Source organism: Streptomyces sp. NPDC107654 (genome assembly GCF_055639035.1).
The window spans coordinates 62,331-85,936 of sequence record NZ_JBVKBI010000021.1; the positions used below are offsets into that span (position 1 = coordinate 62,331).

Annotated in this window: 27 protein-coding genes; 9 read left to right on the forward strand and 18 right to left on the reverse strand. The window is 72.7% G+C overall.

The genetic code is table 11. The annotated features are described in order from the left end of the window. Positions 1–25: 25 nt before the first annotated feature. Positions 26–2,395 carry an ATP-binding cassette domain-containing protein gene (locus ACZ7N4_RS29680; protein WP_471363923.1) on the forward strand — a complete coding sequence of 790 codons (2,370 nt, stop codon included), beginning with the start codon at positions 26–28 and terminating at the stop codon, positions 2,393–2,395. Here the strand turns inward: ACZ7N4_RS29680 and ACZ7N4_RS29685 are convergent. From ACZ7N4_RS29685 to ACZ7N4_RS29720, 8 genes are all read right to left on the reverse strand, one after another. After that, complete coding sequence (locus ACZ7N4_RS29685; RefSeq protein WP_471363926.1) at positions 2,358–2,879, reverse strand: HAD domain-containing protein; 522 nt, start codon at positions 2,877–2,879, stop codon at positions 2,358–2,360. The two genes, ACZ7N4_RS29680 and ACZ7N4_RS29685, sit on opposite strands and share 38 nt — an antisense overlap. 52 nt (positions 2,880–2,931) lie before the next feature. Continuing rightward, positions 2,932–4,986: a HelD family protein gene (locus ACZ7N4_RS29690; protein ID WP_471363929.1), complete on the reverse strand. Its 2,055-nt coding sequence runs from the start codon at positions 4,984–4,986 to the stop codon at positions 2,932–2,934. Between the two features lie 51 nt (positions 4,987–5,037). Then, on the reverse strand, positions 5,038–5,688 hold the full coding sequence (locus ACZ7N4_RS29695; RefSeq protein ID WP_471363932.1) for a TetR family transcriptional regulator: 651 nt from the start codon (positions 5,686–5,688) through the stop codon (positions 5,038–5,040). 9 nt (positions 5,689–5,697) lie between these two features. Further along, positions 5,698–7,884 carry a phosphotransferase gene (locus ACZ7N4_RS29700; protein WP_471363934.1) on the reverse strand — a complete coding sequence of 729 codons (2,187 nt, stop codon included), beginning with the start codon at positions 7,882–7,884 and terminating at the stop codon, positions 5,698–5,700. Between the two features lie 236 nt (positions 7,885–8,120). Further along, positions 8,121–8,786: an HAD family hydrolase gene (locus ACZ7N4_RS29705; RefSeq protein WP_471363937.1), complete on the reverse strand. Its 666-nt coding sequence runs from the start codon at positions 8,784–8,786 to the stop codon at positions 8,121–8,123. Positions 8,787–8,869: 83 nt separating this feature from the next. After that, on the reverse strand, positions 8,870–9,748 hold the full coding sequence (locus tag ACZ7N4_RS29710; protein ID WP_471363940.1) for a winged helix-turn-helix domain-containing protein: 879 nt from the start codon (positions 9,746–9,748) through the stop codon (positions 8,870–8,872). Between the two features lie 106 nt (positions 9,749–9,854). Further along, complete coding sequence (locus tag ACZ7N4_RS29715) at positions 9,855–10,769, reverse strand: winged helix-turn-helix domain-containing protein (protein ID WP_471364142.1); 915 nt, start codon at positions 10,767–10,769, stop codon at positions 9,855–9,857. A gap of 315 nt (positions 10,770–11,084) precedes the next feature. Next, complete coding sequence (locus ACZ7N4_RS29720) at positions 11,085–11,687, reverse strand: RsiG family protein (RefSeq protein ID WP_471363943.1); 603 nt, start codon at positions 11,685–11,687, stop codon at positions 11,085–11,087. A gap of 160 nt (positions 11,688–11,847) precedes the next feature. On the opposite strand from ACZ7N4_RS29720, the gene dtd reads away from it, so the two are divergent. Beyond that, positions 11,848–12,273, forward strand: coding sequence for a D-aminoacyl-tRNA deacylase (dtd, locus tag ACZ7N4_RS29725; protein WP_471363946.1), 426 nt, complete (start codon positions 11,848–11,850; stop codon positions 12,271–12,273). Between the two features lie 64 nt (positions 12,274–12,337). Here dtd and ygfZ read toward each other — a convergent pair whose 3' ends face one another. The 6 genes from ygfZ to ACZ7N4_RS29755 form a co-directional block, all read right to left on the reverse strand. Continuing rightward, the gene (gene ygfZ / locus ACZ7N4_RS29730) at positions 12,338–13,303 is read right to left on the reverse strand and encodes a CAF17-like 4Fe-4S cluster assembly/insertion protein YgfZ (RefSeq protein ID WP_471363949.1); all 966 of its coding nucleotides are present in this window, start codon (positions 13,301–13,303) and stop codon (positions 12,338–12,340) included. A 9-nt stretch (positions 13,304–13,312) separates the two neighbouring features. After that, the gene (locus ACZ7N4_RS29735) at positions 13,313–13,750 is read right to left on the reverse strand and encodes a Fur family transcriptional regulator (protein ID WP_471363952.1); all 438 of its coding nucleotides are present in this window, start codon (positions 13,748–13,750) and stop codon (positions 13,313–13,315) included. 33 nt (positions 13,751–13,783) lie between these two features. Beyond that, positions 13,784–14,359, reverse strand: coding sequence for a heme-binding beta-barrel domain-containing protein (locus ACZ7N4_RS29740; RefSeq protein ID WP_471363955.1), 576 nt, complete (start codon positions 14,357–14,359; stop codon positions 13,784–13,786). Between the two features lie 211 nt (positions 14,360–14,570). Continuing rightward, on the reverse strand, positions 14,571–15,515 hold the full coding sequence (locus ACZ7N4_RS29745; protein WP_471363958.1) for a hypothetical protein: 945 nt from the start codon (positions 15,513–15,515) through the stop codon (positions 14,571–14,573). After that, positions 15,512–16,375 carry a hypothetical protein gene (locus ACZ7N4_RS29750; protein ID WP_471363961.1) on the reverse strand — a complete coding sequence of 288 codons (864 nt, stop codon included), beginning with the start codon at positions 16,373–16,375 and terminating at the stop codon, positions 15,512–15,514. The genes ACZ7N4_RS29745 and ACZ7N4_RS29750 overlap by 4 nt, the downstream gene beginning before the upstream one ends. After that, complete coding sequence (locus ACZ7N4_RS29755) at positions 16,372–17,130, reverse strand: hypothetical protein (RefSeq protein ID WP_471363965.1); 759 nt, start codon at positions 17,128–17,130, stop codon at positions 16,372–16,374. Before ACZ7N4_RS29755 ends, ACZ7N4_RS29750 begins: the two co-directional genes overlap by 4 nt. A gap of 110 nt (positions 17,131–17,240) precedes the next feature. On the opposite strand from ACZ7N4_RS29755, the gene ACZ7N4_RS29760 reads away from it, so the two are divergent. Next, on the forward strand, positions 17,241–17,603 hold the full coding sequence (locus ACZ7N4_RS29760) for a DsrE family protein (RefSeq protein WP_471363969.1): 363 nt from the start codon (positions 17,241–17,243) through the stop codon (positions 17,601–17,603). Positions 17,604–17,650: 47 nt separating this feature from the next. Here ACZ7N4_RS29760 and ACZ7N4_RS29765 read toward each other — a convergent pair whose 3' ends face one another. Continuing rightward, the gene (locus ACZ7N4_RS29765; RefSeq protein ID WP_471363971.1) at positions 17,651–17,914 is read right to left on the reverse strand and encodes a DUF3099 domain-containing protein; all 264 of its coding nucleotides are present in this window, start codon (positions 17,912–17,914) and stop codon (positions 17,651–17,653) included. A 160-nt stretch (positions 17,915–18,074) separates the two neighbouring features. Here ACZ7N4_RS29765 and ACZ7N4_RS29770 point away from each other — a divergent pair, with 160 nt between their 5' ends. The 4 genes from ACZ7N4_RS29770 (at position 18,075) to ACZ7N4_RS29785 (ending at position 20,386) form a co-directional block, all read left to right on the forward strand. Further along, positions 18,075–18,812 (forward strand): LmeA family phospholipid-binding protein, encoded by a 738-nt coding sequence (locus ACZ7N4_RS29770; protein WP_471363974.1) that lies wholly within the window; start codon positions 18,075–18,077, stop codon positions 18,810–18,812. Between the two features lie 198 nt (positions 18,813–19,010). Next, entirely contained in the window at positions 19,011–19,091 is an 81-nt protein-coding gene (locus ACZ7N4_RS29775; RefSeq protein WP_350751515.1) for an Ms5788A family Cys-rich leader peptide, read from the forward strand. 126 nt (positions 19,092–19,217) lie between these two features. Then, entirely contained in the window at positions 19,218–20,063 is an 846-nt protein-coding gene (locus tag ACZ7N4_RS29780; protein WP_471363977.1) for a sulfurtransferase, read from the forward strand. Between the two features lie 35 nt (positions 20,064–20,098). Continuing rightward, positions 20,099–20,386 (forward strand): DUF1416 domain-containing protein, encoded by a 288-nt coding sequence (locus ACZ7N4_RS29785; RefSeq protein WP_010351646.1) that lies wholly within the window; start codon positions 20,099–20,101, stop codon positions 20,384–20,386. Between the two features lie 95 nt (positions 20,387–20,481). Here the strand turns inward: ACZ7N4_RS29785 and ACZ7N4_RS29790 are convergent, their stop codons facing one another. Together ACZ7N4_RS29790 and ACZ7N4_RS29795 are read right to left on the reverse strand one after the other, a co-directional pair. Then, the gene (locus tag ACZ7N4_RS29790) at positions 20,482–20,742 is read right to left on the reverse strand and encodes a hypothetical protein (RefSeq protein WP_471363980.1); all 261 of its coding nucleotides are present in this window, start codon (positions 20,740–20,742) and stop codon (positions 20,482–20,484) included. Further along, entirely contained in the window at positions 20,739–21,116 is a 378-nt protein-coding gene (locus ACZ7N4_RS29795) for a hypothetical protein (RefSeq protein ID WP_471363983.1), read from the reverse strand. The genes ACZ7N4_RS29790 and ACZ7N4_RS29795 overlap by 4 nt, the downstream gene beginning before the upstream one ends. A 79-nt stretch (positions 21,117–21,195) precedes the next feature. On the opposite strand from ACZ7N4_RS29795, the gene ACZ7N4_RS29800 reads away from it, so the two are divergent. After that, positions 21,196–22,125 carry a helix-turn-helix domain-containing protein gene (locus ACZ7N4_RS29800; RefSeq protein WP_471363986.1) on the forward strand — a complete coding sequence of 310 codons (930 nt, stop codon included), beginning with the start codon at positions 21,196–21,198 and terminating at the stop codon, positions 22,123–22,125. After that, complete coding sequence (locus tag ACZ7N4_RS29805) at positions 22,103–22,300, forward strand: DUF397 domain-containing protein (protein ID WP_471363988.1); 198 nt, start codon at positions 22,103–22,105, stop codon at positions 22,298–22,300. Before ACZ7N4_RS29800 ends, ACZ7N4_RS29805 begins: the two co-directional genes overlap by 23 nt. A gap of 18 nt (positions 22,301–22,318) precedes the next feature. Here ACZ7N4_RS29805 and ACZ7N4_RS29810 read toward each other — a convergent pair whose 3' ends face one another. Beyond that, positions 22,319–23,605, reverse strand: a complete 1,287-nt coding sequence (locus ACZ7N4_RS29810) for a hypothetical protein (RefSeq protein ID WP_471363990.1) — start codon at positions 23,603–23,605, stop codon at positions 22,319–22,321. Position 23,606: the final 1 nt, after the last annotated feature.

Genomic DNA, 23,606 nt, shown 5'->3' on the forward strand with positions numbered 1-23,606 from the left:
GACGGCCGCCGCTACGGTGGCGGGCATGGACGACGCCCTCGTACAGCATGCCGCCGACACTCATGACCTGATCCGTGTGCACGGGGCACGGGAGAACAACCTCAAGGACGTCAGCGTCGAGATCCCCAAGCGCCGGCTGACGGTGTTCACGGGTGTCTCCGGCTCGGGCAAGAGTTCGCTGGTGTTCGACACGATCGCCGCGGAGTCGCAGCGGCTGATCAACGAGACGTACAGCGCGTTCGTCCAGGGCTTCATGCCCGCGCTGGCGCGGCCCGACGTGGACGTGCTCGACGGGCTGACCACCGCGATCATCGTGGACCAGCAGCGGATGGGCGCCGACCCGCGCTCCACGGTCGGCACCGCCACCGACGCCCACGCGATGCTGCGGATCCTGTTCAGCCGGCTCGGCACCCCGCACATCGGCTCGCCCAAGGCGTTCTCCTTCAACGTCGCCTCGATCAGCGGGGCCGGCGCGGTCACCGTGGAGCGCGGCGGGAAGACGGTGAAGGAGCGCCGCGAGTTCAGCGTCACCGGCGGCATGTGCCCACGCTGCGAGGGCCGCGGCACGGTCACCGACATCGACCTGTCCCAGCTCTACGACGAGGACAAGTCGCTCAGCGAGGGCGCGCTGAGCATCCCCGGCTACAAGCCCGGCGGCTGGAACCACCGCCTCTACACCGAGTCCGGCCTCTTCGACCCGGACAAGCCGATCCGCACGTTCACCCGGCGGCAGCTGGACGACTTCCTCCACCGCGAGCCGACCCGCATGAAGATCGCGGGCATCAACATGACGTACGAGGGGCTCCTCCCGCGGATCCAGAAGTCCATGCTCGCCAAGGACCGCGAGGCGATGCAGCCGCACATCCGGGAGTTCGTGGACCGGGCGGTCACCTTCACGACCTGTCCGGACTGCGACGGCACCCGGCTCAGCGAGGCGGCCCGGTCCTCGAAGATCAAGGGGATCAGCATCGCCGACGCCTGCGCGATGCAGATCAGCGACCTCGCCCGGTGGGTGCGCGCACTGGACGAGCCGTCGGTGGCGCCGCTGCTGACCGCGCTGGGCGGGACGCTGGACTCGTTCGTGGAGATCGGCCTCGGCTACCTCTCCCTCGACCGGCCCGCGGGGACGCTGTCGGGCGGCGAGGCACAGCGGACGAAGATGATCCGCCACCTCGGCTCCTCGCTGACCGACGTCACGTACGTCTTCGACGAGCCGACCGCCGGGCTGCACCCGCACGACATCCGGCGGATGAACGACCTGCTGCTGCGGCTGCGGGACAAGGGCAACACGGTGCTCGTGGTGGAGCACAAGCCGGAGGTCATCGCGATCGCCGACCACGTGGTGGACCTCGGTCCGGGCGCCGGCACGGCGGGCGGTGCCGTCTGCTTCGAGGGCACCGTCGAGGGGCTGCGGGCGAGCGGCACGCTCACCGGGCGGCACCTGGACGACCGGGCGGCGCTGAAGAAGACGGTGCGGAAGCCGGCCGGGGCGCTGGAGATCCGCGGTGCCACCGCCCACAACCTGCGGAACGTGGACGTCGACATCCCGCTCGGCGTGCTCGTCGTCGTCACCGGTGTCGCCGGCTCCGGGAAGAGCTCGCTCGTGCACGGGTCGGTTCCGGCCCGCGCGGGGGTGGTCTCCGTCGACCAGGCGCCGATCCGCGGCTCGCGGCGCAGCAACCCGGCGACGTACACCGGTCTGCTGGAGCCCGTCCGCAAGGCGTTCGCCAAGGCCAACGGCGTGAAGCCGGCGCTGTTCTCCGCCAACTCCGAGGGCGCCTGCCCGGCCTGCAACGGCGCCGGGGTCGTCTACACCGACCTGGCGATGATGGCCGGGGTGGCCACCACCTGCGAGGAGTGCGAGGGCCGGCGGTTCGACTCCTCGGTGCTGGAGTACCGCCTCGGGGGCCGGGACATCAGCGAGGTGCTGGCGATGCCGGTGACGGAGGCCGAGGAGTTCTTCGGCGAGGGGGAGGCCCGCACCCCGGCCGCCCACCGGATCCTGCGGAACATGGCCGACGTGGGCCTCGGCTACCTCACCCTCGGCCAGCCGCTCACCACGCTGTCCGGCGGTGAGCGGCAGCGGCTGAAGCTGGCCACGCACATGGCGGAGAAGGGCGGGGTCTACGTCCTGGACGAGCCGACCACCGGTCTGCACCTCGCCGATGTCGAGCAGCTGCTGGGCCTGCTCGACCGGCTGGTCGACGCGGGCAAGTCGGTGATCGTCGTCGAGCACCACCAGGCGGTCATGGCCCACGCCGACTGGATCATCGACCTCGGCCCCGGCGCCGGCCACGACGGCGGCCGGATCGTCTTCGAGGGCACCCCCGCCGACCTGGTCGCGGCCCGCTCCACCATCACGGGTGAGCACCTCGCGGAGTACGTCGGCGCGTGACGTCCGCGGTGACGGCGGCCAGCCACTCCGCCAGCGCCGTGAAGTCGGCCGCCGTCAGGCCGTACCGGTGGTCGACGCGGTGCAGGAGGGCCGGGGCCGGGTGGTGGACGGCGATCCAGGCGCGGTCGGCCTCGGTGATCTCGTCGTCCACCCAGACGAAGGGCCGGCCCTCCGCCCAGTCGGCCAGCGGGCGGGTCTTCCAGTGCAGCAGGCCCGGCCGTTCGTCCGCGTCGGGCCACCGCACGACCGGCAGCGGCGGCAGCCCCAGCCACGGCGCGAGGCAGTCGTTGGCGTCGTCCATCCAGGTCGTGGCCCACACCAGCTCGCAGCCCAGCTCCGTCAGCCGGAGGCCCAGCGCCGGGTCGACGCGGGCCAGCAGCGGGTGGTCGGCGGCGGGCACCGGCGGGCCGTCGTACAGCGGGTAGGCGCGGTCCGCCGCCCCGAAGGGGATGAGCGGACCGTCCACGTCGAGGAAGAGCAGCATCACCCTCAGGTTCGCCCCTGGCGCACCAGCCGTCCAGGGGCTCGCCTCCCGGTCAGAACGGCAGCGGCCGGCTGTGGACGACGTCCAGCCGGGACACCGCCCGGGTCAGCACCACGTAGAGCCGGTGCGCGCCCCGCTGCTCCGCCTCGGCGACGGCGGCCGGTTCCACGGCGACGACGTGGTCGTACTCCAGGCCCTTGACCACACTGGCGGGGACGACGGCGAGGCGGGCGCCGAGCGTGTCGGGGCCGGCCGGGTCCAGGCCCGCCCGGTCGAGCGCCTCGCGTACCCGGTCGGTGTCCGCGTCGGCCGCGATCACCCCGACCGATCCCTCCCGGGCGAGGGCCTCGCGCGCGGCGGTCACGGTGGTGGCGAGCAGGTCGTCGGTGGGCCGGAGGGTCAGCTCGCCGTCCGTGCGCAGGGAGGTGGCGGCGGGTACCGCGACGTCGAGGCGGGCGAGCAGCCGGTTGGCCGTCTCCAGCACGGCCGCCGGTACCCGGAACCCGGTGGTCAGCGGCACCACGGCCGCGTCCGGCCGGCCGAGGTGGCGCAGTTGCACGGACCAGTCGCGGGCGGCCCACGGGGTGGTGCCCTGGGCGAGGTCGCCGAGGACCGTCAGCGAGCCGAACGCGGCCCTGCGGGCGATGGCCCGGCACTCCATCGGCGAGAGGTCCTGCGCCTCGTCCACGATGAGGTGGCCGTAGCCCTCGGGGTGTGCGACGAGTCCGGCGAGCTCGTCCAGCAGGACCAGGTCGGCGGCCGACCAGCGGGCCGACTTGTACGAGCGCGGCGGGCGGGGCCAGAGCAGTGCCGTCTGCTCGTCGGGGTCCAGCAGGCCGTCGGCCGCGCGGGCCAGCGCCTCGGCGTCGGTGAGGAGTTCGGCGAGGACCTCCTCGGGGCGCACCTTCGGCCACACCGCGTCGAGCTGTGCGGTCAGCGGGCGGCAGCGCTCGACGCGGCGGACCCAGGAGGCGGGCAGCACCCCGGAGCGCCGCTCGGCCTGGTCGCGCAGCCGCCGTACCACCCGGGTGCGCACGCGCTCCCGTCCGACGGCGTACGGCGGCTCCTCGGCGCGCACCTCGGCCACGAGGTCCGCGAGTTCGGCGGCGCGCACCCGCCAGCGGTACGACCCGTCGGGTACGGCGAGGTCACCGACGCCCGCGGTGCTCACGCGCGCGTACAGCGCCCGGCGCAGCACCTCGGCCATGCGCGGGTCGTGCTTGACCGTCGCCGCCCGCAGGGGGTCGGTGCCGGTGACGGGGTGGCGGGCGATCTCGTCCAGCAGGGTGGACTGGCGGTAGCCCCCACCGGTCGCTCCGCGACGGGCGGTCTCGCCGAGGGAGGGCAGCACCTCGGCGATGTAGGAGAGGAAGGTGCGGTTGGGGCCGAGGATCAGCAGGCCGGCGCGCTGGAGCCGCTTGGGGTGGGTGTAGAGCAGGTAGGCGGCGCGGTGCAGGCCGACGGCGGTCTTGCCGGTGCCGGGAGCGCCCTGCACGCACACGGAGTCGGTGAGGGCGGCGCGGACGAGGTCGTCCTGCTCGGGCTGGATGGTGGCGACGATGTCCCGCATGGGTCCGACGCGGGGCCGCTCGATCTCGCGGGCCACGATGTCGCTGGTCCGGCTCTCGCCCCGGCCGAGGTGCTCGTCCTCCAGACCGGTGAGGTCGGCGGAGTCGCCCCGACTGCCCGGCGCCCAGCCGAACCGGCGGCGGACCGCCACGCCCTGCGGGTCGCGGGTGTCGGCCTGGTAGAAGGCGCGGGAGACGGGGGCCCGCCAGTCGACGACGAGCGGTGGGGCGGCCGGGTCCTCGGTGATCCGCACCCGGCCGACGTGGTAGCTCTGCCCGCCGTGTGCGGGGTCGCCGTCGGCGAAGTCGAGGCGGCCGAAGAACAGCGGGCCGGGCGGCAGTTCGCGCATGGCCTTGGCCCGGCTGCGCAGGTGGTAGCCGAGCACCTCGGCGTCGGCTCCGGAGGCGGAGACGTCCTCGCCGACGACGACCTGTTCGGCGGCGCCCGCGACCATCGCGGCGAGGGCCGTACGGCAGGTGTCGTGGTAGGCGCGCTCGGTGTGCAGGATGCCGGTCAGGGCGGACTCGGATGACGTCATGCCGCCGAGCCTACGACAGAAATGTAACCGAGTTAAGTTTTTAACCGAGTTTCACTCAAGGGGGCGGATCCCGTCGGGGGCCGCGCCCGGTCCGGCGGGCCTCAGGTCCGGCAGCCCCTCCGCCAGCCGCCGGAACGCCCGCTCGGCCGCCCCCACCGCGTCCCGCGCCACCTCCTCGACCGGCTCCCCGGCCGCGATCCGCCGCCAGTTCTCCAGGGCGAGGATCCGCCGGACCGCGATGATCTGCCCGGCGGCCAGCCGCGCCTCCAGACCGCCCCCGAGCGCCTCGGCCAGCGCCTCCTCGGACCGCTCCTGATGCGCGTACGCCCGCGCCACCAGGGACGGGGTGCCGTAGAGCAGGCGGTGGAAGGCGAGCACGCCGGGGTGGTCGTTCAGTCCGGTGACCGGGTCGCGCCGCTCCAGGCCGGCCAGGAAGTTCCGGCGCAGCGCGTCCACCGGGTCGGCCGCCCCCGCGACGATCCGCGCGGCCTCCGTCTCGTGGTCCGCGATCCGGTGCAGGACCAGGTCCTCCTTGGCCGGGAAGTACCGGAAGAGGGTCGGCTTGGAGATCCCGGCCGCGGCGGCGACCTCCGCCACGGACACCGCGTCGAAGCCCCGCTCCAGGAACAGCCGTACGGCGGTGTCCGACACCTCCTGGTACATCCGCCGCTTCTTGCGCTCACGCAGACCCATCTCGCCCATGGGGGGAGCCTACGCAGCACCGTCCGGCACCGGCGGCCAGGCCGGCTCCGGACCGCCGCGCCGCCGGGACGACAGGCCCAGGGAGGCGGTGGCCGCGGCCAGTGTCATGGCGTACGACTCCACCGCGCGCCGCACGTTCGGCGCGTCCAGGGCGGCCCCGGTGACCAGGCGGTCGAGGTCGACGTAGGCGGAGCGGACGATCTCGGTCCAGCGGTACACCCGCCAGTCCCGCTGCCAGCCCCGGGTGAAGCGGGGCGCCAGCCGGGTCTCCCAGCGGCGGAACATGCGGTCCCGGATCTCCGGGCGGGTCGGGGTGAGGTGCATGTGCCGGACCAGGTCGTACAGCGGGTCGCCGACCAGCGCCATCTCCCAGTCGATCAGGGTGAGCGGCGGACCGTCGTCGCGGCGCACCAGGTTCCAGGGGTTGAGGTCGCCGTGCAGCAGGGCGGGGGCGCGGTGGGTGACCCGGTGCCGGGCGAGGATCTCGCGCAGCCGGGGGGCGTCGGGCAGCCCGAGCAGGCGGGCCAGCCGCCGGGACGCCCTGGGCAGGGCGGCGACCAGGGCCACGAGCTGGTCGCTGAGCCAGTCGTAGAAGCGGGGCGGTCCGCCGAGCGGGTCGAGCGGGGCGTGGTCGACCCCGGTCAGCGCGGCCAGCTGGTCGACCAGGCAGTCCGCCTCGTGCGGCCGCAGGCCGTGCACCGGGTGCTCGGGGCGGCGGCCGAGGTCGGCGGCGCCCTCGTAGGTGTGGACGGCGAAGCGGTCCCCGCGGTACGGCAGACCGGGGTCCCTCGCGTGGCTCTCCCCCAGCGCCAGCACCCGGGGCGCGGCCACCGGTGCGCCGGACCGCTCGATCGCCCGCAGGACGGCGTGCTCGCTGAGGAAGCCGGTCTCGCGCCGCAGCACGACGGCCGTCTCGCGGCGGACGACGACCGGGAACGGCGTGCCGGGCACCCGGAGCACCGTGTTCAGGTGCGCGGCTCCCTTGAACACCCGGCCGGCCGGGGCGGCGCCCTCCAGGAACAGCGCGTCGGCGACCGCGGAGCGGGGGAAGTCGGGGTGCTCGGGGACGCGCCGGTCCGGGGTCCAGCCGATGATCCGCCGGCCCGGAGCGCCCGACGCCCCGCGCCGGAACAGGATCCGCTCGATCTCGTCCGGCTCGGGCACCCGGCCGAGCCGCAGCGGGCGGGCGGCGGCCCCGAGGGCGTCCCGGACGGCGGCCGTCGCCCGCGCCAGCCGCTCCCGGCCGAAGGACCGCTCCAGCGAGCGCGCGGCCCGGATCACGTCGGCGTACAGGGACTGGGCGTGCTCGAAGTCGAGGTAGTGCCGCAGGTCCCGGGAGAGTCCGGCGGTGGCGGCGGGCCGTACCCGGTGGACGGCCCCGGCCCAGGCGTCGACGACCTCGCGCCGCTGGTGCTCGGGGTAGCGCATGCGCACCAGGTGGACGGCGAGGTCGTGCAACGGGTCGCCGTAGGAGGCCAGTTCCCAGTCCACGCAGTGCGGTGGCCCGCCGCCGGACGGCAGCACCAGGTTGCCGCGGTGCAGGTCGCCGTGGAGCAGCCCGTACGGCCGCCGGGTCATCGCCGGGACCCGGTCCGCGAACCGCGCCAGGGCGTCCTCGGGCACGCCGAGGGCCGTGAACAGGCCGCCGTACCGCTGCCGGTGGGGCCGGCGGATCTGCTGGTCGGCGAGGTGGGCGAGGGTGCGCAGGAAGCCCTGGGAGTCGGTGTGGTTGCGGGGCCAGTGGGCCGGGAGGGGCGGCAGGGCGCCGCCGCGGACCTGGACGACGGCGGCGAGCAGCTCCGCCAGCTCCGTCAGCAGCTGACCGTCGACCGGTTTGCCGGGACCGCGGACGTCGGCGAGCACGGTGCCGTCCACAAAGCTGTGGACGGCGAAGCCGGGCCCGGCGGCCAGGCACTCGGGCACCCGTGGGAGCACCCCGCGCACCGCCCGCAGGATCTCCGGCTCGCCGGCCCAGGTCCGGATCACCACCGGCACCGCGTCCGGACGCGGCACCCGCACGGTCACCAGGGTGCCCGGCTCCCGGCGCAGCAGCCCGGCCGCCGGCCCGGTCAACGGCACGACGTGGTTGTGGTGGTGGAAGCCGCCGCTCGCCCGGCCCTCCCTGACGGCGCGGGCCACGAACTCCCGGAGGACGGCGTCCGTCCGGGCGGCACGGGGAACAGGCGGTGCGCCCACTGGCCGCTCCGGGGTCGATCGTGCGAAAAAGGTGCGAAAGGGGTGCGAGAGGGGGCGAAGGGCGTGCGGGAAGGAGGGGTCGAAGGGGCAGTCGAGCAGCCGCGCGGGTGGTCCGCCACTCGTCCGTGCCGGCGGGCGGCCGGGAACCGGCTCGTCGCCGTTCCCCGCGCACGGGCACACGCATGCGTCACGGACATGGGCACGCGCCCCGAGTGGTGACTCGGACGAGCCGAATGCTAGCCGACCGGACGCCCCCTCCGAAGCAGCCGCAACAGCGGTTCCAGCGACTGCACGACGTGCCCCGCGCCCGCCGCCCGCAGGTGTTTCTCCTTGCTCGCGTCGCTCGCGTAGCCCAGGAAGGGCACCCCGGCGCCGCGGGCCGCCGCCAGGTCCGCGAGGGAGTCGCCGATCATCAGGGCGGCGCCGGGGGCGGCGCCCATCGCGTTCAGCGCCCGGTTGAGGCAGTGCGGGTGCGGCTTGAGGTGGTGCAGGTGCTCGGTACGGCCGTACAGGTGGGGGGCGAAGCAGCCGGTCAGGCCCCGGGAGTCGAGGTAGGCGCGGGCGGCGCGGGGCGAGTTGTTGGTGGTGACGGCGAGGCGGGCGCCGACGGCCGACCAGGTGCGGATGAGCGGGTCGGCGTAGGCGGTGGGCAGCGCGGAGGCGGCGGCCCGCTCCTCCTCCTGGGTGAGCCGCTCCTCCAGGCCGGCGACGAGGTCGCTGCCCGGCCGCCGGCGGCCCACGGCCCGCAGCACCACCTGGGGGTCCAGCGTCTCCCGTTCGGTCTCGCTGAGCAGCCCGCGCAGGCCCTGCCGTTCCAGCCAGTCGACCAGGTCGGCGGCCACCCGCTCGGCGCGGTGCCGGGCGAAGAGCCGGCAGATCGGCCCGTCGAAGTCCCACAGCACGACCCGGGCCGATGTGATCAGTTCCCGAAGCTTCTCGTTCTCACTCGCAACAGAAGGCGCATCAGAAGTCGCATCAGAAGTCACTAGGAGAGTGTCAGGTCCGTCGTGATGGTTTCCCAGAGGGCGTCGAACCACATCTGCGACTGCTCCACGAACGCCGCGTCCCGCTGCCCCGCCCGCTTCTCGAAGGAGAAGAGCAGCGATTCGGAGCCGAGGGTGTCGTACATCTCCAGCGTTCCGCTCTCCGTGGGCTCCTCACGGCGCTCCACCATGTAGTACGCGAACAGCGCCTCCACGCCGTTGAGCAGGTACAGCTTGGCCGGAGGGGTGAACGGCAGGGCCCGGAAGGTGACGTGGACGTCGATGTCGTGGGTGCCGCGCAGGGCCTGGAGGTTGTACTGGAGCACCTGCCCCTGGGCGTTGCGCATCGCCAGCCAGCGCTGGTGGACGGTGTCGTCGGCGCTGCCGGAGTCCACCGGGACGGGGAAGGCGAGGTCGATGTCCCGGGACGGCAGCAGGACGCGGACGTCGATCCGCCCGGGTCTGAGCCGGCCGTCGTGGATCAGGCGCAGCGGCTCGCCGAGGGCGGGGATCAGGCTCTGGGCGGTCAGGCAGACGGCGTCGATGCGGACGTGCGGCACGGAGAACGCCTCGGTCAGCCGGGGCGCGAGGGCCACCATGGTGGGCTGCGGTTCCTCGCGCGCGGGGGCCGGCGCGGCGACCCGGGGCGGGCTGCCCTTGCTGACGTCGCTGAGCAGGCCGTCCTCCTGGAGCACGCGCAGTGCCTGGCGTACGGCACCGCGCTCCACGCCGAACTCCTCGGCCAGCTCGGCCTGCGTGGGCAGGCGCGCGCCCACGCGGAGGACGCCGGTGCGGATGCGGTCGCGCAGGGCGTCGGCGATCTGCCGGGGCGTGAGCCGTCCGCTGCCGTTCACTGCCACGTTCTCCTGGGTCACGGCCAAACGCTACAACCCTGAGCCATCCGGGGGCAGTTGTCGGAAAGTTGGTTGCCAACTCGGACGGGCCGGCGGGCCGAAGCACCCCGCACCGTGCCGCCGGCACCCCGCGCTACGACGTCAGCACCAGGTCCGAGCTGATCGTCTCCCACAGCGCGTCGAACCACAGCCGCGACTGTTCCACGAAGGACGCGTCCCGCCGCCCGGCCCGCCCCTCGAAGGCGAACAGCATCGACCGGGTGCCGTCCGCGTCGTACGTCTCCACGTGCCGCTGCCCGATCTCCCGCTCCCGGCGGCCCAGCGTGTAGTACGCGAACAGCGCCTCGGAGCCGTTGAGCAGGTACAGCTTCACCGGAGGGGTGAACGGCAGGGCCCGGAAGGAGACCCGTACGTCGACGCCGTGCGTGGTGCACAGCGCCAGCAGGTTCTGCCGCAGCACCAGGCCCTGGGCGTTGCGCTGGGACAGCCAGCGCCGGTGCAGCAGGCCGCCGTCGTCGGCGTCCACCGGCGTCGGGAAGGCGAGGTCGATGTCCCGGCTGGGCAGCAGCAGCCGTACGTCGATCTTGGCCGGTTTCAGCCGCCCCGCATGGATCTGTCGCAGCGGCTCGCCGACCGCCAGCGTGAGCGAGACCGAGGTCAGGCAGAGCGCGTCGATGCGCACGTGCGGGGCGGCGAACGCGGCGGCGACGCGGGGGGCGAGGCCCACCATGGTGGGCTGCGGGGGCACGGCCGGACCGGCCGGGGGACGCGCGGGCCCCGGTACGCCCGCCACCGTGGCGGGACTGCCCTTGGAAACGTCGGTGAGGAGGTGCTCCGACTGAAGGATGCGCAAGGCCTGCCGCACGGCACCGCGTTCGACACCGAACTCGTCGGCCAGCTTGGCCTGTGTGGGCATGCGGTCACCCGGCCGCAGCACGCCGGACCTGATCCGGCTGCGCAGTTCGTCGGCGATCTCGCGGTGGGACGAACGGTGCCGCTGGGGCTTCGTCCGCCCACTGGCGGAGACGTGCTCCGGGTCCACGAACAAACCGTACAACTTCGCGCCAACTTACGGCAGTTCTCGGGCAGCTGGTTATAGGCCGCTTCCCGACGGAGATAAGTACAGTGAAGTTGGCAGCCAACTTGTGGGACATGGTCGAGCTTCCCAGTGGTTGGCCGACCGGGTTCCCTTCCGGAGGGGAGCGGGAGCCCGGGCAGGGGGCGGCCACCGGAGCGCACAGTCACAACTGAACAGCGACATCTGAATACCGACATCGCACAGCCACAACTGAACAGCCCGCTACGGATGAACAGGGCGCCGGCCTCCCCGAGGCGGCGCCCTCTCGTCCTCCCCCGCCGCCGGTCACATCAGCAGGTCGTCCACCTGTGCCTCGCCCACCCGGTACCGGCGCGCGATCTCCCCGCTGCAGTCGTCGGCCGTACGCTGCAACCGCTGGCGGCACCGCGAGACCTCCTGCTCGTACCGGACCAACCGCCCCATGGCGGCGCTCAGTTCCAGGTCGGTCCGCGCGGTCAGGTCGGACAGCTCGACCTCGGCGAGCATCTCGGCGGCCAGCCGCCGGTACTCCTCGTTGTGCGGCGTGCCGAGCGTGACATGGCGGGCCGAGGAACGCTGCCGGGCCGGAGCGTCCTTCAGGATCTCCGGGAGCCGGTCCACCACGGACCCGTCGGCCGGCGCCGGAACCGACGCCCGCCCGCGCCGGCCCAGCTCCGCGCGCAGGATGTCGATCCGCCCCTGGAGCAGCCGCCGCACATAGCTGAGGTCCGCCTCGTCCCGCTGGGCGTCGCGGCGCAGCGCGCGCAGCTCGGGCAGGCTCAGCCGGGCCAGTTCGGGCTCGGGTAGCTCTGCGGGCGGTGCCGGTTCCGCGACGGCGTCGGCGCGCTGCGCGGGCGGGCGGTACGTCCCCTGTGTCCCCAGCCGCCCGCTGGTACTCGGTGTGCTCATCTGCCTGTGACCGTCCCCTCGACCGGCGTGTGGGAAGCATCGTGCCACCCCAACCGGCCCCTATGTGACCGAGTGCCCCCGAACGGCCCTAGATAGGCGCTAACAGATCCATATTGGGCCCCGTGCGGGCCGGTGCGGGGTACCGGGCATGATGGTCCGCATGCGTGCGGTGGTGCAGAGGGTGGACGGCGCGAGCGTCGTCGTGGACGGCGAGACGGTGGGCGAGATCGAGGGCGAGGGCCTGTGCGTCCTGGTCGGGGTCACCCACGAGGACACCGAGGAGAAGGCCGCCCAGCTGGCCCGCAAGCTCTGGACGCTCCGCATGCTCCAGGACGAGAAGTCGTGCAGCGACATCGCCGCCCCGCTCCTCGTGATCAGCCAGTTCACCCTCTACGGCGACGCCCGCAAGGGCCGCCGCCCCACCTGGAACGCGGCGGCTCCCGGCGAGGTCGCCGAGCCCCTGGTGGACGAGGTGGTGGCCCGGCTGCGTGCCCTGGGCGCCACGGTGGCGACGGGCCGCTTCGGCGCGCAGATGAGGGTGTCGCTGACGAACGACGGCCCGTTCACGGTGCTGCTGGAGATCTAGCCGCAGCCGCACGGCCCCGGGTGCCCGCCCACGGCTGCGGCTGCGGCTGCGGCTACCGCTCCGGCTACGGCTCGACCACGGTCTCCTGGGCCGCCGCCGTCTCCCCGGCCAGCAGCCGTGCGTCGACCGGGACGTTCCGCTTCACCAGGGCCAGGGCCACCGGGCCCAGCTCGTGATGGCGGACCGAGGTCGTGATGAAACCGATCCTGCGGCCCTCCGGGCCCTCGTCGGCGAGGCGGATCTCGGTGCCGGGGGCCGGGAGGTGGACCTCGCTGCCGTCGAGGTGGAGGAAGACCAGGCGGCGCGGCGGCTTGCCGAGGTTCTGGACGCGGGCGACCGTCTCCTGGCCGCGGTAGCAGCCCTTCTGGAGGTGGACGGCGGTGCCGATCCAGCCCAGCTCGTGCGGGATGGTGCGGTGGTCGGTCTCGAAGCCGAGGCGGGGGCGGTGGTGCTCGACGCGCAGCGCCTCGTGGGCGAGGAGGCCGGCGGCGGGGCCGTGGGCCGCCGCGAAGGACTCCAGGTCGGCGCGCGGCAGGAACAGGTCACGGCCGTACGCCGTCTCGCGTACGACGACCCCGTCCGGGACGTCGGCGATGGAACCGGCGGGCAGGTGGACCACGGCGATGTCAGCGGTGCGGTCGGCGACCTCGACCCGGTAGAAGAACCTCATCGACTCCAGGTACGCGATCAGCGCGTCCTGGGTGCCGGGCTCCACGTGCGCCCAGACGGTCGTACCGTCGTCCACCAGGTACAGCGCGTGCTCGATGTGCCCGTGCGCGGAGAGGATCAGGGCTTCGGTGGCCTCGCCGACGGGCAGGTCGCTGACGTGCTGGGTGAGCAGCAGGTGCAGCCAGCTCAGCCGGTCGTCGCCGCTGACGGTGATGACACCGCGGTGGGACAGGTCGACGAAACCGGTGCCGCCGGCGAGGGCGCGCTGCTCGCGGAACAGGTCGCCGTAGTGGGCGGCGACACCTTCGTCCACGCCCTCGGCGGGAACGGCGCCGGGCAGGGACAGCAGGGGGCTCTTCATACCGTCAGCCTACGACGTGGTAGTTGAACTCTTCAGCGCGCAGTCCTCGCACCGGCCGAAGATCGCGAAGTGCTTCATGTCGGTGTCGAAGCCGAACTGCCGCCGCAGCTTCGCCGTGAACTCCGCGGCCACCTCGACGTCCGCCTCGATCACGTTCTCGCAGTCCCGGCACACCAGGTGGAGGTGGTGGTGGCGGTCGGCCAGGTGGTAGGTCGGGGCACCGTGCCCGAGGTGGGCGTGGCTGACCAGGCCCAGATCCTCCAGCAGCTCCAGCGTCCGGTAGACGGTGGAAATGTTGACCCCCGACGCCGTCTTCCTCACTTCCACGAGGATGTCGTCGGGGGTCGCGTGCTCAAGGGTGTCCACGGCTTCGAGGACAAGTTGCCGCTGCGGCGTCAGTCGGTAGCCGCGCTGCCTGAGGTCGCTCTTCCAGTCGGTGCTCACCACACCGACGAGTCTAGAGCTACGGGCAGGGGTGGCTCACTTGAAGAAGGCGATGCCGTCGTCCGGCAGGTCGTCCGGGAGGGCCTTCGCCCAGCGCTCGACGTCCTCCGGGGTGACGACCTTCTTCAGCTGCGCCGACATGTAGGGGCGCAGCGCGACCTCGGGGGTCTGCTTCTCGCCGACCCACATCAGGTCACTCTTGACGTAGCCGTACAGCCGCTTGCCGCCGCTGTAGGGGCCCGAGCCGGCGGTGCGGGCGACGGCGTCCGTCACCAGGTCGATCTGCGGCTTCTTGTCGGCCATCTCGCCGTACCAGATCTCGATGACACCGTCGTCGCGGGTCATCGTCACCTCGACCTTGCGGTCGGCGTCGATCCGCCAGAAGCCGTGCTCCGACTCCAGCGGGCGGACCTTGTTGCCGTTCTCGTCCAGCACCCAGGTGTACGAGTGGTACTCCAGGAAGTCCCGGCCGTCGTGGGTGAAGCTGACTTCCTGCCCGAAGTTGCACTTCTGCGAGCCGGGGAAGTCGTGCACGCCCGCACCGGCCCAGTTGCCGAGCAGGAAGGCGAGCGGGACGAGGTCCTTGTGCAGGTCGGACGGGATCTCGATCATGAGCGGAAGCTTTCCTAGAGGGTGGGTCAGCGCTGGCCCTGGTACAGCTTCTTCACGGTCAGACCGGCGAAGGCGAGCACGCCGACGCAGACCAGGACCAGCAGGGTTTCGAAGAAGATCTCCACGGGTGCTCCTTGAGCGGGGGTGAGCGAACGACAGAGCCGCTGCCCAGCTTACGCGGCCGGGCCCGGACGCTCCGTGCGAGGGGCGCTCAGCTGAGCAGCTCGGTCTGCAGGGTCACGGTCTGCCGGAACGGAACGGCCCGTACCCCGCCCTTGCGGGACTGGGTGATGACGGCGACGGTGTCCCCGGCCACGAGGTACGCCTGCCGGACCTGTTCGGCGCCGTAGGGCCTGGTCTCCGCGTACGGGTAGAGCGTCACGCCGTCCACACGGGCCTTCGACGGGAAGGTCTCGTCCAGTTCGTAGTACTCGGCACCGCGCACGGGGTACGTGGGGGCCTGGCTGCCGACGAGGTTGCCGACCATCAGGCCTTCGGAGACGACGGCGGTGTCGAACCGCAGCAGCTGGATCCTGGTGCGGGTGCCGTCCGGGGTGGTCCACCCCCGTGCCGCGATGTGCCGCAGGCCGTAGTCGGTCAGCTTCTGGCCCAGCTCCCGGCGGTTGTCCTCCCCCGAGAACCCGGCGAGGAAGTCCTTCGTCGGCAGCCATCCGTCCGTGCCGCGTCGTGGCGGCTCCACCGTGGCCCCCTGGGGAGCGGGCAGCAGCAGGGCACGCGGATCGGCGTAGTGCGCGCCTGTCTTGTTCCCGGCCGCCAGCGGTCCCGGGCTGCCTGCCGGAAGCGGCGGCCTGACCAGCTCCGGGTACACCCAGCGCCCGTCGGAGGCCGTGGCGAGTCCGGGCAGGTCCGTCCGGTCCACCCGGGTGATCCCGTACGCGGTCCCGGCTCCGACCAGGGCCAGGACGGCCACGGCGGCGGTCCAGCGCAACGCCGTCCGCAGCGTCCTTGGGTCCCTGGCCGGGCCGGCGGGCGGCGACGGCGGCACGGCGGCCGGCGGCGGGACGGCCGGCGACGGCGGCACGACGGGCGGCGGGGCCTGCGGAGCCGGCGCCTGTGGCTGCGCCTCTGCCTCTGCCTCTGCCTCTGCCCGGTCCTCTGCCCGGTCCTGTGCCTGGTCCTGTGTCTGCTCGGTCATACGGCCTTCCCCGGGTCCTCGATGCGGTCGAGCTGGGCGGCGACCATCTCCGCCACCCCCCGCTCGTCCAGTGGCTTGGCCGCGGTCGCGTTGGCGGTGACCAGGACGTCTCCGACGTACCCGGAGCACAGCATCATGTCGAGCTTCACGCCCGGCACGGCCGGCGGCAGGAAGCACGCGGCGTTCTCGTGGCCCTCGACGGCCGGACCCCTGCGGAGGACCTTCATGGCCTCGAAGAACTGCCGCTGGTAGGTGGCCGCGGAACGCACGGTCCGCCGGTCCGCCATCCGCGTCAGCATGATCTGCAGCGTGAACACCCGACCGGAGGAGGCGGCCTCCTCGGAACCGGGCACCTGCCCGGTGCTGAGGTAGCTGCGCAGGGCCATGCCCTTGACCGGGTGCCGGTCGATCTCGCGCTCCAGCACCTGCCGCTGGGACCGGGGCAGGCGCGCCAGCGACCGCTTGCGCAGCGCGGTGGCCTGCCGGCCGGTCAGCTCGGTGTCGGAGCCGAACTCGTTCAGGTCCGGGCCGTGCGCGTAGCGGTGCCCGTAGGGCAGCAGCATGGCGCTCAGCCCGGGGCCCCCGGCCTTGGCCGGGCTGCCCGCGGAAGCCCTGGGCAGGCGCCAGGTGACGGCGCCCGGGGCGCGGTCGGCCCCGTGCACGGCGACCGCGGTGCAGCTCACACCCGCGACCACGGCGAGTGCCAGTGCGGCGCCACCTGCCACGCGGGCGACACGGCGCCGGGGTCCGCCGGCGTCGGGACCGGCCGGTACGGGGCCGGGGGCGAGGACCTCCGGGGCCTCCGGGGTCTGCGCGGGTTCCCCGGGCTGTCGCGGGTGCTCGGTGCTTTCGGTCGTCACAGCCGCTCCATCTGCCGCTCGGCCAGGTCCAGGATCGCCCTCTTCGGCACCGGCGCGGTGTCGTCCACCCAGATCTGCATCTCGACGTCGCCGCGCCACGCGTGCGCCTCGGCCTCGTACCACCGCACGCCGTACTTGGTGCGGGGCTTGTGGTGCGCGTACGCCATGCCGTCGCCCGTGCCGGGAATCGCCCAGCTGTCGGTGTCGCCGGCGTTCTGCGCCCAGTAGTAGTCGCTCTCGGCCGCGTCGTGGGCGCCGAGAACCTCCTGCTGCCGGAACTGGATCAGCCGGATCTCGACCGAGCGGGTGCCCTCGCGCCAGCGGGTGACGGCGGCGCGGCGGAACTCCTTGCTGAGCAGCCAGCCGTAGCCGCCCGCCGGGTCGTTGTACGTCTCGGCCAGTTCGGTCAGGTCCATCCAGCCGTCCGTGCCGTCCCCCGGCCGGGACCCGCCCGCACCGCTCGGCTTCCTCAGCAGGAGTGCGCGCAGGTCGCCGTCGACCTTGACCTTGCGGTCCCGCGCCGCGGACAGGGGCTGCGGTGCCTCGCCCTCGGCCTGGGCGAGCCTCGGCTGCGACAGCGGGGGCAGTGCGGTGGGCTCGCGGCCGGCCTGGACGAGATAGCCGGTGCAGATCCCGGCGACCAGGCCGAGCGCGGCGGCACCGGTGAGAAGCCGGGGCGTGAGGCCCCGCCGCCGCACCGGCCGCGCGTCCGTGCCGCCGGCGTCCGCCGGCGCCGGATCGGTTCTGTCGGGCACTTCCACGGGTCCCCCCCAGGGAATAGGAAGCGCGGATCCGTCGTCCGCGCCTTCACAGGAGACTCATGACATGTGCATGTACTTGTGGGCAAGCGGATTACGATTCGGGCATGGCGAAAAAGCTCGTGATCAAGGTGACGGCCGGGGCGGACGCCCCCGAGCGGTGCTCGCAGGCGTTCACGGTGGCCGCGGTGGCCGTGGCCAGCGGGGTCGAGGTCTCGCTGTGGCTGACCGGGGAGTCCTCCTGGTTCGCGCTCCCGGGACGCGCGGCCGAGTTCGAGCTGCCGCACGCCGCCCCGCTGCCGGACCTGCTGGAGTCGATCCTGGCCGGCGGCCGGATCACGCTGTGCACGCAGTGCGCCGCGCGCCGGGAGATCACGGAGAAGGACGTCATCGAGGGCGTACGGATCGCGGGCGCGCAGGTGTTCGTGCAGGAGTCCCTGGCGGACGGGACGCAGGCGCTCGTCTACTGAGCCGCGCCGGCCGGTGATCCCCCCGTCGCGGCCGACGGCCCGTCCGGTTACGGCCGCGGGCGTTTCTTGCCGTCCAGTTCGTCCCACCACTCGTCCGACTGCGGGTCCCCGGAGGGGTCGTCCCACCAGCGGTCCTCCGGACCCCGGCGGTTGGCGATCATCGCGGCGACCGGCGGGATGACCATGGCGACGACGCACATGCCGACGGCCGCCGGGACCGACCACAGGCGTACGACTCCCCAGGCCAGGACGAAGAGCCCGATGCAGAGCCCCATCATGGCGAAGTAGGCGTGCCGTCGCCGGGCGTACATAGGTACAGGGTAGGTCCGGTGCGCCCTGTCACAACTGATCCACAATCCCCGTTCGCCGGGGCACGGCAGGGTTACCGTGGCGTAGAACCACCGATTTCCGAACACCGCCGCATCCGAGCACCGCAGCCACCGAACCGTCGCCGACCGGGGGAACCACCACATGCGCGCCCTGCGAATACTGCTGATCATCGTCGTGATCCTGGGCGGACTCTTCGTGGTCGTGGACCGGGTCGCCGTGCACTTCGCCGAGGGCGAGGCCGCGGACAAGCTGAAGTCGACCGAGAACCTGGCCTCGACCCCGGACGTGGACATCAAGGGCTTCCCGTTCCTCACCCAGGTCGCGGGCGGTTCCCTGGACGACGTCGAGGTGAAGATCAAGGACTACGAGGCGGCCACCGGCAAGCCCGGCAAGACCATCCGGATCGACGACCTCAAGGCCGACATGAAGGGCGTCGCGTTCTCCGGCGACTACAGCTCCGCCACCGCCGACACCGCGACCGGCACCGCGACGGTCTCCTACGCCGAGCTGCTGAAGACCGCCAAGTCCGAGCCGACCGAGGTCGCCCCCGGAGTCACCGCCCGGGTCGTGGGCCTCTCCGACGGCGGCAACGGGAAGATCAAGGTCAAGGTGGAGGGGACGGTCTCCTCGCTCGGGCTCCAGCAGACCGTGTCCGTGCTCAGCTCGGTGAGCGTGGTGAACAACAAGGTCGAGGTGCACGCGGACTCGCTGCCCCAGCTGGGCGCCGCCGCGATAGCCGAGAACCGCATCCGCGAGATCACCGACTTCCAGCAGGCCATCGACCAGCTGCCCGGCGGCATCAAGCTGGACAAGGTGCAGGCCGCGCCGGACGGCGTGGAGATCACCGTGAAGGGTTCGGACGTCCGGCTCGCCGGGTAGGCGACGGAGTCCGGCGGACCTCGCTGTCCGACTGGCGAGACGGTCACGTCCGTACCGTAGATTCGCGGACGCGCGCGAGCGTCCGGGGCGGTCCGCCGACCCTCCGGGCGCTTTTTCTTTCCCACCATTCGGACGATCGCGTCTCGTCATGTGACACGCCGGTGACATGTCCGCCCGGACGTCCCTACGATCGGCCCCATGAAGCGACAGGCGGATCTCACGAAGCGGCGGGCAGTGGACCTGTGCCGCGTTGCCGCCATGCTCTGTCGCCCCTTCTGAGCGGAAGCCCCCGGCTCCCGCGTCTCCCCGCCCTGCTGCCAGGGCATCCGTGCGCCGCTCGAGCCCCGAGCGCGCGCCCCTCTCTACTCGCACGCCCCGCCGCGACTGCCCCGGAGGAGAAAGAGCATGAGCCGCAGCGACGTCCTGGTCGACGCCGACTGGCTCCAGGACCACCTGGACGACCCGACCATCGCGATCGTGGAGGTGGACGAGGACACGTCCGCCTACGAGAAGAACCACATCAAGAACGCGATCCGCATCGACTGGACCAAGGACCTCCAGGACCCGGTCCGCCGTGACTTCATCGACCAGGAGGGCTTCGAGAAGCTCCTGTCGGAGAAGGGCATCGCCAACGACCACACGGTGGTCCTCTACGGCGGCAACAACAACTGGTTCGCGTCGTACGCCTACTGGTACTTCAAGCTGTACGGCCACGAGAGCGTCAAGCTCCTCGACGGCGGCCGCAAGAAGTGGGAGCTGGACGCCCGCGAGCTGGTCGCCGGCGACGAGGTCCCCGAGCGCGCCAGGACCGACTACAAGGCCAAGCCGCAGGACACCTCGATCCGCGCCTTCCGCGACGACGTCGTGAACGCGATCGGCTCGCAGAACCTGGTCGACGTCCGCTCGCCCGACGAGTTCTCCGGCAAGCTGCTCGCCCCGGCCCACCTCCCGCAGGAGCAGTCGCAGCGCCCGGGCCACGTCCCGAGCGCCCGCAACATCCCGTGGTCGAAGAACGCCAACGACGACGGCACGTTCAAGTCGGACGACGAGCTCAAGGCCCTCTACGCCGAGGAGAACGTCGACCTCGCCAAGGACACGATCGCCTACTGCCGCATCGGTGAGCGCTCGGCCCTGACCTGGTTCGTGCTGCACGAGCTGCTCGGCGTGGAGAACGTCAAGAACTACGACGGCTCCTGGACCGAGTACGGCTCCCTCGTCGGCGTGCCGATCGAGCTCGGCGCCAACAAGTAAGACCTCCCGACCTTTACCCCTCAAGGAGTTGCCACATGTGCGGAGCGAAGGCCGGCGGCCCCGACGCCTCGACGATCAAGCCCGGTGAGACCACGATCCAGGGTCAGGTGACCCGCGACGGCGAGCCGGTGACGGGCTACGTCCGTCTCCTCGACTCGACCGGCGAGTTCACCGCGGAGGTCCCCACCTCCGCGACCGGCCAGTTCCGCTTCTATGCGGCCGAGGGCACGTGGACCGTGCGCGCGCTGGTGCCGGGCGCCACCGCCGACCGCACGGTCGTCGCCCAGCAGGGCGGCCTGGCCGAGGTGGCCATCGCGGTCTGAGTGCGGCCCGTGCGCGGGCTCTGTGACGGCTGAGGGCCGCATCCCCTGGGTTGGACGCCAGTGGGGGTGCGGCCCTTCGGCTTTCCCCGACCCCGTCAGCACCGCGCCCGTACGGCCGCCAGCCCGATCGCCGCGAGCAGCGAGGCCACGCAGAGGGCGGCGAGCAGACCGCTCACGGCCGCCCCGTCGGGCAGCCGGCGGCGGGGGCGGGGCCGCGGGGCCGGGGCGGGGCCGGTGACGGGCGCACCGGACGTGCCGTGAGCCCTGGGTGCGTACGCGGGATGGAACGGCGGGACCGCGTAACCCAGCCACCGGGTCCCCTCCTCCCGGGTCCCCGCGTCCTCCGCGCCCGTCATGCGCGGTGCTCCGTCCGCTGGTGCTGGCGCAGCAGCACGTTCGCGTCGCTCTCCGCGCTGCGGTCGTACGCCACCCGCGCCGCCTCCCGCCGCTCCGCCAGCTCCAGGCAGGCGGCACAGCCGGGCACGGGCCGCGGCGGCCGACTGGCCTCGTCCAACGGCGGCGGCAGGCTCCGCGTACGGTGATTGGCCGCCCGCACCCCCGCCCCGAGCCGCTCCCGGTCCGTCGCCGGACGCACCGTCCGCGGATCGGCCTGCCACTCCACGCCACCGCCGACGGGACGCAGTAACACGTAGGGACCGGCCCGGTCCCGGTACTCACCGACCTTGTCGGTGGCGGGGTCGTAGAGCAGGTGTCCCGGCTCGTGGGTCATGCGGCCAGCTCCTTTCCAAGAACGCATGAGCACAGCGCGAAGCTGCGGCTACGCTGCGTGTTCGGGTGGTGCTTGGAGCATGGCGCACGGGAAGGGCGTCCGGGCTGTTGAGCGGCCCAAATTCAACGCTGGGCCTGCCAAATTCAACAAATTCAACAGGAGCGCGATGCCACAGCGATCGATGGTCACAGGACGGAGCCAGGAACCGAGGGAGCGATTCGCCGAGGAGCTACGGCGGCTGAGGACGGAGCGGAAGCTGAGCCTGCGGGAGCTCGCGAAGCAGGTGGGCTGGGACTCGTCCCTGTTCAGCAAGATGGAGAACGGTCAGACACTGGGCGGGCCGGAGGTCGTACAGGCGCTGGACCAGTTCCATGGGACGCCGGGCTTGCTGGTGACGCTGTGGGAGTTGGCGCTGCTGGACCCGACTCAGTTCAAGGAGCAGTACCGCAGGTACATGGTTCTCGAGTCGGAGGCGGTGAACCTATGGCATTACGCGGTGAGCACGGTGCACGGCCTGCTGCAGACAGACGGGTACGCGCGTGAACTGCTGAGCCTGGGTGGCGCCAAGGGGGCGGAACTGGATCAGCAGGTCGAGGCCCGCATCGGACGACGGTCACTGCTGGAGGCGGCGGAGGCCCCACCTTTCCGCGCCATCCTGGCGGAAGCGGTGCTGCGCACCCCGCTGCGTGAAGCACGGGAGTGGCAGGAACAGTTGGAGCACCTGCTGAGGATGTCGGATCGCCCCAACATCACGATCCAGGTACTGCCGCAGAGCTGCGGTCTGCATGGACTGGTGAGCAGCGACGTCATGTTCCTGCGACTGGACGGGCGGACTGTGGCGTACGTCGAGCACGCGTACCGAGGCGAACTGATCGAGGAAAACGGCTCAGTTGAGCAACTGCAACGTGCGTACGATGCGGTGCGGGACGCGGCACTGCCCCCGGCCAAGTCTCGCGAGTTCATCCTGCGGGTGTTGGAGGAATACCGTGCGAGTCACCGACCTGACTGACGCAACATGGCGCAAGAGCAGCTACAGCAACCCGGACGGCGGCGCCTGCGTCGAGGTCGCCGACAACATCCCCACCCTCGTCCCCGTCCGCGACAGCAAGGCCCCCTCCCAAGGCGCCCTCGTCTTCGACGCGGGCGCCTGGGCGGCGTTCGTGGACGGGATCAAGTGCGCGTAGCCGCGCAGCGCTCGGGCGTTACCCCAGCGCCCGCCCCAGGACCCACACCACCGGGGCCGCCGCCGACAGCGGCAGGGCCACTCCGGCCGTGAAGTGGACGAAGCGGGACGGGTAGTCGTAGCTCGCCACGCGGTGGCCGATCAGGGCGCACGCCCCGGCCGCTGCGCCCAGCAGCGCGCCCTTCGAGCCGAGGTCCGTCATGCCGCCCGCCGCGATCCCCGCGCCCGCCGCCGCCAGCAGGGAGGCCACGACCGAGACGGGGGTGGGCAGGGGCAGGGCGCGGGCCAGGACGGCCACCGCGACCGCCGCCGCGCCGACCGAGACCGCGTGCGGGTCGGCGGCCAGGTAGCCCGTGGCCAGGACCGCGAGCGCCGCCGAGACGACCGTCGCCATCAGGCCGTACATCCGCTCGTCCGGCGAGGCGTGCGAGCGCAGCTGGAGGACCAGGGAGAGCAGGACCCACAGGGCGAGCGGGCCGAGGATGGCCGGCAGGGCGTGGTCGCGGCCGGCCGCCAGGACCGCCACGTCCGACGTGAGCGCGCCCGCGAACGCCAGCGCGATGCCCTGCCGGGCGGGCCACATGCCGTTCAGCCGGAACCAGCCCGCCGCCGTCACCGCCTGGAGCACCACGAGCGGTACGACGAGGGCGTACGAGGCGATCGGCGCCGCCGCGGCCAGCAGCAGGCCGAGTACGGCCGTGAGCAGCGCCGGCTGCATGCCGGGCTCGATGACCGGGGAACGGCCCTCCAGGCGGGCCCGCTGGGCGTCGGTGATGCGCGCATTGCCGGCGAGGGTGGCGGGGCCGTAGGACGGTCCGTCCGCCGTGCCCGCCGCACCGGCTTCCGGTTCGGCCGGCGGCTCGGGCGCCGGGGCCGCGGGTGCCTGCGCGTACCCTGCCGCCTGCGACTCCGGACAGGCCGCCGCGTACGGCTCCCGGTACGGCTCCTGGTACGGCTGCGGCTCCTGGTACTGCGCCTGCTGGTACTGCTGCGGCTCCTGGTACTGCGCCTGCTGGTACTGCTGCGGCTGCTGGTACTGCGCCTGCTGGTACTGCTGCGGCTGCTGGTACTGCGCCTGCTGGTGCTGCCCGTACGCCTGCTGCTGTTCCTGCCGGGGCAGGTACGCCGTCTCCGCCGCCTGCACCGGCGCGTGCGTCTGGGTATCCCAGGTCTGGCCCTGCCACTGCTGGGTGAGTTCCGGGTCGTGGCCGGGTGCCGGCGCGTACGGCTGGTCGTGCGTGGGCCACTGCTGCTGGTAGGGGTCGTAGCCCTCGTAGGGGCCGCCCTGGTACGGCTGGTCGGTCATC

Coding starts and splice junctions, on each gene's coding strand:
- ACZ7N4_RS29680 (WP_471363923.1), top strand. CDS start 26: ATGGACGACGCCCTCGTACAGCATGCCGCCGACACTCATGACCTGATC.
- ACZ7N4_RS29685 (WP_471363926.1), bottom strand. CDS start 2,879: ATGCTGCTCTTCCTCGACGTGGACGGTCCGCTCATCCCCTTCGGGGCG.
- ACZ7N4_RS29690 (WP_471363929.1), bottom strand. CDS start 4,986: ATGACGTCATCCGAGTCCGCCCTGACCGGCATCCTGCACACCGAGCGC.
- ACZ7N4_RS29695 (WP_471363932.1), bottom strand. CDS start 5,688: ATGGGCGAGATGGGTCTGCGTGAGCGCAAGAAGCGGCGGATGTACCAG.
- ACZ7N4_RS29720 (WP_471363943.1), bottom strand. CDS start 11,687: ATGAGCACACCGAGTACCAGCGGGCGGCTGGGGACACAGGGGACGTAC.
- dtd (WP_471363946.1), top strand. CDS start 11,848: ATGCGTGCGGTGGTGCAGAGGGTGGACGGCGCGAGCGTCGTCGTGGAC.
- ygfZ (WP_471363949.1), bottom strand. CDS start 13,303: ATGAAGAGCCCCCTGCTGTCCCTGCCCGGCGCCGTTCCCGCCGAGGGC.
- ACZ7N4_RS29740 (WP_471363955.1), bottom strand. CDS start 14,359: ATGATCGAGATCCCGTCCGACCTGCACAAGGACCTCGTCCCGCTCGCC.
- ACZ7N4_RS29745 (WP_471363958.1), bottom strand. CDS start 15,515: ATGACCGAGCAGACACAGGACCAGGCACAGGACCGGGCAGAGGACCGG.
- ACZ7N4_RS29760 (WP_471363969.1), top strand. CDS start 17,241: ATGGCGAAAAAGCTCGTGATCAAGGTGACGGCCGGGGCGGACGCCCCC.
- ACZ7N4_RS29765 (WP_471363971.1), bottom strand. CDS start 17,914: ATGTACGCCCGGCGACGGCACGCCTACTTCGCCATGATGGGGCTCTGC.
- ACZ7N4_RS29770 (WP_471363974.1), top strand. CDS start 18,075: ATGCGCGCCCTGCGAATACTGCTGATCATCGTCGTGATCCTGGGCGGA.
- ACZ7N4_RS29775 (WP_350751515.1), top strand. CDS start 19,011: ATGAAGCGACAGGCGGATCTCACGAAGCGGCGGGCAGTGGACCTGTGC.
- ACZ7N4_RS29780 (WP_471363977.1), top strand. CDS start 19,218: ATGAGCCGCAGCGACGTCCTGGTCGACGCCGACTGGCTCCAGGACCAC.
- ACZ7N4_RS29785 (WP_010351646.1), top strand. CDS start 20,099: ATGTGCGGAGCGAAGGCCGGCGGCCCCGACGCCTCGACGATCAAGCCC.
- ACZ7N4_RS29790 (WP_471363980.1), bottom strand. CDS start 20,742: ATGACGGGCGCGGAGGACGCGGGGACCCGGGAGGAGGGGACCCGGTGG.
- ACZ7N4_RS29795 (WP_471363983.1), bottom strand. CDS start 21,116: ATGACCCACGAGCCGGGACACCTGCTCTACGACCCCGCCACCGACAAG.
- ACZ7N4_RS29800 (WP_471363986.1), top strand. CDS start 21,196: ATGGCGCACGGGAAGGGCGTCCGGGCTGTTGAGCGGCCCAAATTCAAC.
- ACZ7N4_RS29810 (WP_471363990.1), bottom strand. CDS start 23,605: ATGACCGACCAGCCGTACCAGGGCGGCCCCTACGAGGGCTACGACCCC.